Source organism: Pseudoclavibacter sp. 8L, from assembly GCF_902506465.1.
In the GTDB taxonomy this organism is placed as follows: domain Bacteria; phylum Actinomycetota; class Actinomycetes; order Actinomycetales; family Microbacteriaceae; genus Pseudoclavibacter.
Genome location: NZ_LR733185.1, coordinates 79,285 through 89,991, shown reverse-complemented (window position 1 = coordinate 89,991; position 10,707 = coordinate 79,285). Strand labels below are relative to the sequence as shown.

At 69.3% G+C, this 10,707-nt stretch carries 11 protein-coding genes; 8 read left to right on the top strand and 3 right to left on the bottom strand.

The window, feature by feature from the left end; translation table 11 throughout:
* Positions 1-92 precede the first annotated feature (92 nt).
* Entirely contained in the window at positions 93-329 is a 237-nt protein-coding gene (locus tag GV007_RS00415; protein ID WP_160070533.1) for a hypothetical protein, read from the bottom strand.
* A gap of 118 nt (positions 330-447) precedes the next feature.
* Here GV007_RS00415 and GV007_RS00410 point away from each other — a divergent pair, with 118 nt between their 5' ends.
* Positions 448-3,216 carry a rhomboid family intramembrane serine protease gene (locus GV007_RS00410; RefSeq protein ID WP_160070532.1) on the top strand — a complete coding sequence of 923 codons (2,769 nt, stop codon included), beginning with the start codon at positions 448-450 and terminating at the stop codon, positions 3,214-3,216.
* Here GV007_RS00410 and GV007_RS00405 read toward each other — a convergent pair.
* On the bottom strand, positions 3,180-3,773 hold the full coding sequence (locus tag GV007_RS00405) for an NAD(P)H-dependent oxidoreductase (RefSeq protein ID WP_160070531.1): 594 nt from the start codon (positions 3,771-3,773) through the stop codon (positions 3,180-3,182). The genes GV007_RS00410 and GV007_RS00405 overlap by 37 nt on opposite strands.
* A gap of 70 nt (positions 3,774-3,843) precedes the next feature.
* On the opposite strand from GV007_RS00405, the gene GV007_RS00400 reads away from it, so the two are divergent.
* On the top strand, positions 3,844-4,416 hold the full coding sequence (locus GV007_RS00400) for a TetR/AcrR family transcriptional regulator (protein ID WP_160070530.1): 573 nt from the start codon (positions 3,844-3,846) through the stop codon (positions 4,414-4,416).
* Positions 4,417-4,449: 33 nt separating this feature from the next.
* Here the strand turns inward: GV007_RS00400 and GV007_RS00395 are convergent, their stop codons facing one another.
* Positions 4,450-4,878, bottom strand: coding sequence for a YdeI/OmpD-associated family protein (locus GV007_RS00395; protein WP_160070529.1), 429 nt, complete (start codon positions 4,876-4,878; stop codon positions 4,450-4,452).
* A gap of 113 nt (positions 4,879-4,991) precedes the next feature.
* Here GV007_RS00395 and GV007_RS00390 point away from each other — a divergent pair, with 113 nt between their 5' ends.
* The 6 genes from GV007_RS00390 to GV007_RS00365 all read left to right on the top strand — a co-directional run bounded on the left by GV007_RS00390 (position 4,992) and on the right by GV007_RS00365 (position 10,685).
* Positions 4,992-5,402: a VOC family protein gene (locus tag GV007_RS00390; protein ID WP_160070528.1), complete on the top strand. Its 411-nt coding sequence runs from the start codon at positions 4,992-4,994 to the stop codon at positions 5,400-5,402.
* Between the two features lie 125 nt (positions 5,403-5,527).
* Positions 5,528-6,475, top strand: coding sequence for a mevalonate kinase (mvk, locus tag GV007_RS00385; RefSeq protein ID WP_160070527.1), 948 nt, complete (start codon positions 5,528-5,530; stop codon positions 6,473-6,475).
* The gene (gene mvaD / locus GV007_RS00380) at positions 6,472-7,479 is read left to right on the top strand and encodes a diphosphomevalonate decarboxylase (RefSeq protein WP_236558219.1); all 1,008 of its coding nucleotides are present in this window, start codon (positions 6,472-6,474) and stop codon (positions 7,477-7,479) included. Before mvk ends, mvaD begins: the two co-directional genes overlap by 4 nt.
* Positions 7,476-8,564, top strand: coding sequence for a phosphomevalonate kinase (locus GV007_RS00375; protein ID WP_160070525.1), 1,089 nt, complete (start codon positions 7,476-7,478; stop codon positions 8,562-8,564). Before mvaD ends, GV007_RS00375 begins: the two co-directional genes overlap by 4 nt.
* Positions 8,557-9,642 (top strand): type 2 isopentenyl-diphosphate Delta-isomerase, encoded by a 1,086-nt coding sequence (gene fni, locus GV007_RS00370; RefSeq protein ID WP_160070524.1) that lies wholly within the window; start codon positions 8,557-8,559, stop codon positions 9,640-9,642. The genes GV007_RS00375 and fni overlap by 8 nt, the downstream gene beginning before the upstream one ends.
* Complete coding sequence (locus GV007_RS00365) at positions 9,639-10,685, top strand: hydroxymethylglutaryl-CoA reductase (protein ID WP_160070523.1); 1,047 nt, start codon at positions 9,639-9,641, stop codon at positions 10,683-10,685. The genes fni and GV007_RS00365 overlap by 4 nt, the downstream gene beginning before the upstream one ends.
* Positions 10,686-10,707 lie beyond the last annotated feature (22 nt).

Below are 10,707 nucleotides of genomic sequence, written 5' to 3'. Positions count from 1 at the left end.
TAGAGGTGCCGAGGTCTCCCTCGGCACCTGATGTCCTGCTCGGCGTGCGGCGCTGGCCGCTGGGGTGCCTCCTTGAGACGGAGGCGCACCCGTTACTGGAACTGGCCGATCTGGAGAGAGTTGAGGAGCCCGCCGAGGTCGATGAGCGGGCCGTCGATGAGGGGGCCGTTGATGAGCGCGCCGCTGGCCAGCGTCGAGACGGAGCTCGAAGCTGAAGCGGGTGCGAGCTCGCCGGCGCTCGCGGGAGCGGCCGTCAGGGCGACGGCGCCGAGGGAGAGGGCTGCGGCCGTGGAGAGGCTGGCGATGGTCCGAGTCGTCGTCTTCTTCATGTGTTGCTCCTCAATTCGCTGTGTCCGGGGTTGGTCACGTGGGTCGTTCGGAGCGAATCTGGCGGCGGTTTGGCAACAATCCCGCGTCTCTCGGGCATTTCACAGCTAGCCTGAACCCGTGTTCGACTGGCTCATAGCGCTCCCACCACTCCTCGTCGTTCTCCTCGTGGCGGTCATCGTCACGCTCGAGAGCCTCGGCCTGCCGCTCCCGGGCGAGAGCGTGCTCATCGCCGCTGTGCTCATGAGCGTCGCGGGCACGGGCGTCGACCCCTGGCTGCTCGCAGCCGCCGCGGCCGTCGGCGCCATCGTCGGCGACTCCATCGGCTACTACATCGGCAAGCGGTGGGGCGCTCGCCTGCTGCGCTACCTCTCGCAGCGGTACCCGAAGTACTTCGGTGTCGCGCGGATCAACGCGGCGGTCGGCCTCATGCAGAAGTGGGGTGCGTACGCGGTCTTCTTCGGTCGCTTCATCGCGCTCCTCCGAGTCTTCGCCGGGCCGCTCGCCGGTGCCATGGCCATGCCGTACGGGCGCTTCCTGCTCGCGAACGCGCTCGGCGGCATCGCCTGGGCGACGGGCGTCACCGCCATCACCGTCGCGCTCGGGAAGAGCGCCCTCGCGCTCATCCACGCGTTCGGCTGGGCCGCGCTCGCGGTCGCCGCGGTCCTGGTGATCGTCATCGTCGCGATCGTCGTCTATCGAGCCCGGCGACGTCCAGAGGGCGCGGAGGCGACAAGCGAGACCGAGCAGGAGCTCGACCTCCTCATCCCTGCGGCGAAGGACGCGCAGGACTCCACCCCGGGAGGCGCCGCCGTTCGCGACGCCCTCGCCGCAGCCGTGCGCCCGATCGTCACCTTCGCTCGCCGGGCCCCGTTCACGACGGCGCTCTCCCTCGTCATCATCGCCATCGGCGTCGCGACGGGGGCCATGTGGCACCTCTCACGGGCTCAGCCCTGGTACGGCGACGTCGCCTTCGGCATCCCGCCGTTGGAGGCCGGCATGTGGTGGACCCCCATCACCGGATCGCTGCTCGGCGGCGGCGCCTGGCACTACGCCCTCCTCATCGTGCAGCTCCTCGTCGTCGGCGGCGTCTTCGAGTTCCGCTTCGGCTGGAAGCGCACCGCCCTCGTGTTCCTCGGCGGCCAGGCGCTTGCGGTGCTCGGCACCCTCGCGATCGTCGCGGCGCTCGCTCCGACCGGCTGGGAGTGGGCGACGCGCCTTGCCGACGACCTCGACGTCGGCGCGTCAGGCGGCATCGCCGCCCTCACGGCGGCGCTGGTCTGGGTGCTGCGTCCGCCGTGGCGCCTGCGACTCGGGCTCGCGCTCGGGGCGCTCGTCTCCCTGCGCCTCCTCTATGTCGGCGACCTCGCCGATATCGAGCACTTCCTGCCGGTCGCCGTCATCTTCACGATCTACGCCGTGCAGCGCCATCGCAAGACGGGCCTCGCGACAAGCACCCGCGAAGACCGGCTGATCGCGTTCACCGCCCTCATCGCGCTCGGCGCGGCCCAGGTCGTCGCCGCGTTCTTCTCGCTCGACGGCCCGCTCGGCAAGACGGACGCCGAGACGGAGACGTGGGTGGGTGTCGCCATCGACGTCGTCATCATCCTCCTCGTCGCCAACGGGATCAGGCGTGGCCAGCGCTTCGCCTGGGGCGTCGCGGTGGCCCTTGGCGTCTTCAATCTCCTGGAGCTCGCCCTCATCGTCGTCGCGGTCGCCACCTCCGGCAGCCTCGACGAGGGCCTCACCATGAACTTCGCCGGCTCCCTGCTCTGGGTGCTCGTCGTGGTCTTCCTCATCGTCGCCCGCCGCTCGTTCGCGGTCCGCGTGCGGCCGTCGAAGAACTCCATCTCGGGCGAGCGCCGAGGAACGGTCGAGGACGCTCGCGAGATCCTCCCGAGAGTCGGCGGCAGCACGATCTCCTGGATGACGCTCTGGCCGCGCAACCACTACCTGCTGAGCGCGAAGAAGGACGGCTACGTCGCCTATCAGGAGTACTCGGGCGTCGCCCTCGCGCTCGGCGACCCGGTCGCGCCGAAGAGCGAGCTCAGCGACCTCATCCACGACTTCGCATCCCGCGCCGAGCTGGCCGGGCACACGCCCGCCTTCTTCTCGGCGACCCGCGCGACGGTGGATGCGGCCCCCGCGAGCTGGCAGCGCGTGCAGGTCGCGGAGGACACGATCATCGACCTCCCGGGGCTCGAGCTCAAGGGCAAGCCGTGGCAGCCGGTGCGCTCCGCCGTGAACCGTGCTGAGCGCGAGGGCATCCGCTTCAAGATGACGACGCTCGCCGAGGAGCCGTGGGCGGTGCTCGCGCAGGTGCGTGCGATCTCGGAGGACTGGGTCGGCGACAAGGGGCTGCCCGAGATGGGCTTCACGCTCGGCGGCGTCGATGAGGCCCTCGACCCTGCCGTGCGCCTCGGCATCGCGATCGACGACGACGGCAGCGTGCACGGCGTCACGTCGTGGCTGCCGGTGTACGGGCAGGATGGCGCGGTCCGCGGCTGGACGCTCGACCTCATGCGTCGGCGTGACGGCGGCTTCAAGCCCGTGATGGAGTTCCTCATCATCTCGTCGGCCCTCGCCTTCCGGGACGAGGGGGCCGCCTTCGCCTCGCTCTCCGGAGCGCCGCTCGCAGGTTCGGGACAGGCGGAGGCGACAGCCCTCGACCAGGTGCTGAGCCAGGTCTCCGAGCTCCTGGAGCCGCTCTACGGTTTCTCCTCGCTGCACAGCTTCAAGACGAAGTTCAATCCGCGATACGAGCCCATGTACCTGCTCTACCGAGACGAGGCCGACCTTCCGCGCATCGGCATCGGACTGACACGCGCCTACCTGCCGACGGCGACGACCGGTCAGCTCATCAGGGCGGGTCTCGGCGCGGGCAAGTAGCGTCTCGCATCCTTCGCGCCGAGGCGGGCCGCGTCAGCGAGCCACAGCTCGCGACGCTGCTCGGTGGAGGTCTTGACGGGGGAGTAGCGGGTGACCGCGATGGGTCCGAGGCCGACGAAGCCGAGCACGTGGGTCTTGAGCTGCCTGATCGGCGTGTTGCCGGTCAGGAGCAGGTAGAGGCCGGGGCTGTCCGCGGTCAGGATGATGCGCGCGCTGCGTCCTTTGAGAAGGCCCTTGGGTAGCTTGCCGGAGGCGTCGTAGGCCATGCGCGGCAAGAGCAGTCGGTCGAAGAACCCCTGCAGGAGTGACGGGACGGAGCCCCACCAGACCGGGGTGACGAGCACGATGCGTGCGGCGTCCTGGATCGCGCTCCAGGCTTCCTGCAGATCGGGCTCGAGATCCTGGCGCCTGGTGTAGCCGCGCCGGAGGTTCTGATCGAACACGAGGTCGCGGACTGCGAGGACCCGAGCGTCGCCGTGGGCGTCAGCGTAGCGTGCGGCGAGCGCCGCGCAGAGCGAGTCGGGGTTGGGGTGGCCGTCGATGACGAGGGTGTGCATTCGGGCTCCAGAGCCTTGAAGTGGACAGTGTCAAGATGTGACGACAGTCAGCTTAGCTATGATGTTGCTCATGTCAAGATCGGATGCGCCGTACCACCACGGCAACCTCGGCCCGGTCCTCGAGGCCGCAGGCATGGAGCTGCTCGCGCAGAAGTCGCACGCCACGATGAGCCTCCGTGAGCTGGCTCGCGAGGCCGGTGTCAGCCACAACGCGCCCTACCACCACTTCGGAGACAAGGTCGGTCTCTTCAAGCGCCTCGGCGAGGTGAGCATGCAGCGACTCGTGCACGCGGTGAGCTCGGCGGATGATCCCGGAGCCGCCCCACAGGAGCGTGCCCTCGCGCTCACTGTCGCCTACGTCGAGTTCGCCGTCGATCATCCGCACGCCTTCACGCTCATCTACGACCCGGAGGTCTGCATCCCGGGGGCGCCCAGCGCGACGATGGCGCCACTCATCCAGGAGCTCGAGGGGCTGCTCGGGAATGCGGCCGCCGACCTCGACCCAGAGGCGAGCGCCGCCAGGATCGAAGCGCGTGCCACGGCGCTCTGGGCAACCGTGCAGGGCCTGTCCCATCTCGTGATCGCGGGCCACCTCACGCGTGCTCAGGTCCAGCCAGCGCTCGCCGAGTCGCTGCGACGCTAGACGGCCGGGCCGAGCGCTGATGTGACTCGGGAGTTATGCGAGCGAGGCGACGACCGCGGCGATTCTGCGTTCGCGAGTCGCGTCGGCCTTGGCTGACTCGACTCTGGTGATGTGGGCTTTCCCGGCGCTCGGCGAAAGGGCGTCGAAACGTGCCCGTGCGCCCGAGGCGTCGAGCGCCTCCGCGAGGTCGGCGGGCACCTCCGTGGTGCGCGGCTCCGTGTCGAGCTCGATGACGACGGTGATGGGATCACCGCCCTCTATGCCGGTCTCCTTGCGCCTGTCGGAGCTGAACGAGATGAGGAAGCGCCCACCCATGACCGCGACAGTGCTCCGGTACGTGTAGCCGTTGACGGTCACGACGACGGCCGGCTTCTTTCCTGCGCCCAACCGCTCGATGACCTCTGCCGGCACCTCGATGCCGGTGTTCCTGCCCATGAGGCTCATGGTGGTCGTGAATTCCATGCCGAGATTGTTTCACGGTATTCCCTGCCGGAACACCTCGAAATGTCGGTGGCCTGTGCCACGATCGGACGGTGTGACGAGGCCCGTCGTCCACAGGAGAGAAAGGCACGACCATGGCCGTCATCCTCAACCCATACATCCACCTCCTCGACACCGCGCGCGAGGCGCTCGAGTACTACAAGGAGGTGTTCGGGGGCGAGCTGGTGCTCAGCACGTTCGGCGGCTCCGGCATGCCGATGGACCCCTCCGAGTCGGAGAAGATCATGCACGGCCAGCTGACGACTGCCAGCGGGTTCACGATCATGGCCTCCGACACGCCCTCCTTCATCGAGCCCAACCCCGGACGAACGGTCGAGATCTCCCTCAGCGGCGACGCCGCCGACGAGCTGCGCGGGTACTGGGAGAAGCTGGCCGACGGCGGCGAGATCGAGCAGCCGCTCGTGCAGGCGCCGTGGGGAGACACCTTCGGAATGCTGGTCGACCGCTTCGGGGTCGCATGGATGGTCAACATCCTGGGAAGCTGACGAGTGCCCGAAATGCAATCGGCCTGGCTGCGCCATACACTTGACGCCGACCTACTGCGAGGTGAGTGACCCTGGTGCCATCGAGTTTCGACGTGACGTCGCTTGCTTCTCTCGACACTTCTGCGTTGCCGCGAATCGGGCGAGCTGTCGGGCGCGGGAGCGCGCACGCCAAGCTGATCCTGTTCGGCGAGCACGTCGTCGTCTACGGGAAGCCGGCCGTCGCGCTTCCGCTGCGTGCCATGCGCATGCGAGCGACCGCCTGGCGCGAGGGTACTGAGCCGCGCTTCGAGTCCGACCACTACACGGGGCCGCTCGCGGCAGCCCCGGAGATCGTGGAGGCACCGAGGAAGGCCATCGAGGAGACGCTGCGTGCGATCGGGGGCGAGCTCGCGGGCCTCACCGTCGCTGTCCGTGGCAACATCCCGCTCGGACGAGGACTCGGGTCGAGTGCCGCGGCGGCTGGCGCGATCGTCGACGCCGTCTCCCGCCTGCACAACGTGACGCTCTCCGGTGGTGAGCACTTCGCGCTTGTCCAGCTGGCCGAGCAGGTGGCACACGGCAAGCCGAGCGGGCTCGATGCGCTCGCAACGACCATCCCGTCGCCCATTCGATTCCAGAATGCCAGTGCCGTGCCAGTGCCGGTCGCCCTCGACGCGTGCTTCGTGATCGCCGACACCGGCGTGCACGGATCCACCCGTCAGGCCGTCGACGACGTGCGCACCTCGCTGGAACGCGACCACGACGCCACGATGTCGATCATCGATGCTCTCGGGGAGCTCTCCGACCTGGCCATCACCGACCTCGAGACCAATGAGGCGCGCTCGCTCGGCTCCCGGATGTCGGAGGCGCACGTCCTGCTGTCGCGTCTGGGTGTGAGCCACCCCGCCCTCGACGAGCTGGTCGAGGCTGCGACCGGCGCCGGCGCGTTCGGCGCGAAGCTCACGGGAGGCGGACTCGGCGGATGCATCGTCGCCGTCGTCGATCGAGGAAACGCAGCGGTCGTCGCGGCTGCGCTGCAGAGCGCGGGTGCGATCCAGACCTGGAGCGTCACCAGCACTGGCACGCCGCTGTGACCGCGACCGCCGTCGCCTACCCGAACATCGCTCTCATCAAGTACTGGGGGAAGCGCGATGAGGCGCTCATCATCCCGCAGACCTCCAGCCTGTCGCTGACGCTCGCGGTCTACCCGACGACGACGACCGTCTCGCTCCTGGGGGAGGGCAGCCCCCACGAGATCCTCCAGGACGGCACACCCATGCCGGAGGCAGCGGCCGCCAAGGTCGCGCGCTTCCTCGACCACGTCGGCGAACTCGCCGGCAGCGTGCGGTCAGCGCGGGTCGAGACGAGCAACGCGGGACCAACCGGGGCTGGTCTCGCGTCCTCCGCCTCCGGCTTCGCCGCGCTCGCAGCGGCAGCATCGTCGGCCTACGGCCTCGACCTGTCACCGAGGGAGCTGTCTCGGCTCGCGCGGCGCGGCTCGGGCTCGGCCTCACGCTCGATCTTCGGCGGCTTCGCCGTCTGGAACGCGGGCAACGACGACCTCAGCTCGTATGCCGAGCCGGTCGACGATGCGCACATCGACGCCGCCATGGTGCTCGGCATCGTCAACGCGGGAGCGAAGCCGATCTCGAGCAGGGAGGCCATGCGCCGGACCGTCGAGACCTCCCCGTACAACGCGCCATGGGTCGAGACGAACCCAGGCGAGCTGGCGCTCATGCGTGACGCGCTCCGCCGTGGCGACTTCACGGAGGTCGGCGAGATCTCCGAGCGAAACGCCCTCCGCATGCACGCGGCCATGCTCGGGGCCGTGCCGCCGGTCCGCTACCTCACGGCAGGCAGCATGGCGCTGCTCGACGCCGTCGCCGAGCTCCGACGCGGTGGCCTCGAGGCCTACGCGACCATGGATGCCGGACCGAACGTGAAGACGCTGTGCAGGGCCGCAGAGGCTCCGGCTGTGCGTGACGCGCTCGCATCGGCGGCCCCCGGCACCGAGTTCGTGATCGCCCCGGCTGGTCCGGGTGTGGCGGTCTCGAACGCCGACGCGCAAGCCGACGCTGCCCCCGGAGTGGCGCGGTGATCGTCGCCGAGGCACCGGGCAAGCTCTTCGTCAACGGTGAGTACGCGGTCGTCGAACCGGGGAGGCACGCCGTGATCGTCGGCGTATCGAGACTCATCCGAGCGAGCCTGCGGGCTGCCTCGGCCGACGAGGGCAGCACCGTCAGCTCGCACCAGTTCGGCGCGCAGCCGGTACCCGTGAGCATCGACGGCGACCTCGTCTCGATCGATGCCCCCGGTGCCGACCTCGTCCGGGAGTGCATCCGAGTGCTGGTCCAGCTGGCGCACGAGCGTGGCATCGAGCCGCAGCCCTTCGCGCTCGACATCGAGAGCGAGCTCGACGACGTCAACGGTCGCAAGTACGGCCTCGGCTCGAGCGGCGCCGTCGCCGTCGTCACCGTCCGCGCCCTGGCGGAGCACTTCGGCATCCACGTCGACGACGACGCGGTGTACCGCCTCGCGAGCCTCGCCACGATCGAGCTGCGCCCCGCCGCATCGTGCGCCGACATCGCGACGAGCACGCTCGGGGGATGGGTGCACTATGCCTCACCCGATCGTCTCGCCGCTCGCGAGCTCCGACGTCGCAGCGGGGTCGAGGCGAGCCTGGCCGAGGCCTGGCCCGGACTTGTCCTCGAGGCGCTCCCATCCCCGAGCTCCGTCGTCCTGCATGTGGGGTGGACCTCGGCGCCGGCTTCGACCGCCGAACTCGTCGGCACCCTGCACGCCGGAGACTGGCGATCGACCGAGCAGTACGCGGCCTTCCTGACGGAGAGCGACCGGATCACGGCCGCGCTCGTCGCCGCCGTGCGTGCCGAGCGCGGCGAGCTGGCCCTCGCGGCCATCCGCGACGCCGAGGCCAACCTCGAGGCGCTGGACGAGCTGAGCGGCATCGGCATCCGCACCGAGGCGCTCTCGGCGCTCATCGCGGCAGCACGCTCGGTCGGGATCCCCGCGAAGACCTCCGGGGCCGGCGGTGGAGACTGCGGCATCGCCCTGGCACCCGCCCACAACGAGGAGCTCGACGCCGCGTGGCGCGCCGCCGGCATCGAGGTCCTGGATCTGCACGTCGTACCGCATCGTCGAGTTGGAGTTCGAGAACATGGGTAACCGCAAGGACGAGCACGTCGACCTGGCTCTCGCGCAACGTCCCGGGATCGTCCGGAACGACTTCGACGATGTCCGCTTCATCCATCACGCGCTCGGCGGGGTCGACCGGGCGACCGTCTCGACGGCCGTGCAGGTGGCTGGCGCGAGCTGGCCCGTGCCGTTCTACCTCAACGGGATGACGGGCGGCAGCGAGCGCACGGGCATCATCAACGGCGACCTGGCACGCGCAGCTCGCGAAACCGGGATCGCGATGGCCGCTGGCTCGCTCTCCGCCTACCTCAAGGACGCGTCGACGGCCTCCAGCTTCCGCGTCATCCGTGACGAGAACCCCACAGGCTTCGTCATGGCGAACGTCAACGCGACCGTATCGCCGGATGACGCTCAGCGTGCCGTCGACCTGCTGGAGGCGAACGCCCTGCAGATCCACATCAACTCGGTGCAGGAGACGGTCATGCCGGAAGGCGACCGGGACTTCGCCGCGTGGCCCGCCGCGATCGAGTCGATCGTGCAGCGCGTGAGCGTGCCGGTGATCGTGAAGGAGGTCGGCTTCGGACTCAGTGCGAGCACCCTGGAGCGACTGGCCCAGCTCGGCGTGCAGTACGCCGATGTGAGCGGGCGCGGCGGCACCGACTTCGCCAAGATCGAGAACTCGAGGCGCCGCCTCGGCGACTACGCCTCCCTCGTGGGCTGGGGCCAGTCCACGCCGGAGGCGCTCATCGAGGCTGACGCGAGCACCGCCGCTCTGCCGGTCCTCCTGGCGTCGGGGGGAGTGCGCACACCCCTTGACGTGCTCCGCGCTCTCGCGCTGGGCGCGCGGGCAGTTGGGGTCTCCGGGCACTTCCTCGAGGTGCTCGTCGAGCACGGGGTCGAGACGCTCATCGAGCACATCCGCTCCTGGCAGGAACAGCTCACATCGCTCCAGACGATGCTCGGCGCCGTCACCCCTGGCGCGCTCAGCCAGCAGGAGCTGGTCCTCCACGGCGCCCTCCTCGACTTCTGCACCTCCCGCGGCATCGACCCGGCCACCGTCTCGCGTGCACGCGGGCGGGGCACCCTCCCATCGAAAGGACAGCGATGAGCACCGAGCTCCTCGACCACGCACCAGTTCCGCTCAAGTGGGTCGGTCCGGTTCGCGTGACCGGCAACGTCATGGAGGGTGAGCAGCTCGTGCCGCTCGCAACCTACGAGCAGCCCCTGTGGCCGTCGGTCGGCCGTGGTGCCAAGATGTCGATGCTGGTGCCCGACGGCATCAAGGCGACGCTCATCGACGAGCGGATGAGCCGCTCGGTGCTCTTCGAGGCAGACGACGCCGGCGTCGCGCTCAAGGCGCTCCGCGAGATCCAGGCGCACATGCACCTGCTGCAGGAGGTGGTCGCGACCAGCAGCCGATTCGCCCGCCTCATCGACCTGCACGCGCAGATCGCCGGGAACCTGCTCTTCCTGCGCTTCGAGCTCACGACCGGTGATGCGTCCGGCCACAACATGGTGACGCTCGCCTCCGAGCGGCTCATGGACTTCATCCTGCGTCGCTGGCCCGAGCTTCGCTACGAGTCCATCTCGGGCAACTTCTGCTCAGACAAGAAGGCAACGGCCGTCAACGGCATCCTGGGCCGGGGCAAGAACGTCGTCACCGAGCTGGTGCTCCCGCGCCGCACCGTCGAGCGGTGGCTGCGATCGACCCCTGAGAAGATTGCCCAGCTCAACGTCCGCAAGAACCTCATCGGCACGATGCTCGCCGGCGGGCTCCGGACCGGCAACGCGCACTACGCGAACATGCTCCTCGGGTTCTTCCTCGCGACTGGCCAGGATGCGGCGAACATCGTCGAGGGCTCGCAGGGCATCACCCATGCGGAGGTGCGCGATGGCGACCTGTACTTCTCCTGCACGCTGCCCAATCTGATCGTCGGCAGCGTCGGAAACGGCAAGGGCCTCGACTTCATCGAGGCGAACCTGGCTCGACTCGGCTGCAAGGAGGAGCGAGAGCCCGGAGCGAACGCTCGGAGATTGGCCGTACTGTGTGCGGCAACCGTTCTCTGCGGCGAGCTCTCCCTCATGGCTGCCCAGACGAACCAAGGCGAGCTCATGGCCTCGCACATCAAGCTGGAACGCGCCGCGAACTGAGCGACGCCCGGAGACGATCGAA

Bases quoted from the DNA above. Each gene is read 5' to 3' on its own strand.
- GV007_RS00415 (WP_160070533.1), bottom strand. From the start codon at position 329: ATGAAGAAGACGACGACTCGGACCATCGCCAGCCTCTCCACGGCCGCA.
- GV007_RS00405 (WP_160070531.1), bottom strand. From the start codon at position 3,773: ATGCACACCCTCGTCATCGACGGCCACCCCAACCCCGACTCGCTCTGC.
- GV007_RS00400 (WP_160070530.1), top strand. From the start codon at position 3,844: ATGTCAAGATCGGATGCGCCGTACCACCACGGCAACCTCGGCCCGGTC.
- GV007_RS00395 (WP_160070529.1), bottom strand. From the start codon at position 4,878: ATGGAATTCACGACCACCATGAGCCTCATGGGCAGGAACACCGGCATC.
- GV007_RS00390 (WP_160070528.1), top strand. From the start codon at position 4,992: ATGGCCGTCATCCTCAACCCATACATCCACCTCCTCGACACCGCGCGC.
- fni (WP_160070524.1), top strand. From the start codon at position 8,557: ATGGGTAACCGCAAGGACGAGCACGTCGACCTGGCTCTCGCGCAACGT.
- GV007_RS00365 (WP_160070523.1), top strand. From the start codon at position 9,639: ATGAGCACCGAGCTCCTCGACCACGCACCAGTTCCGCTCAAGTGGGTC.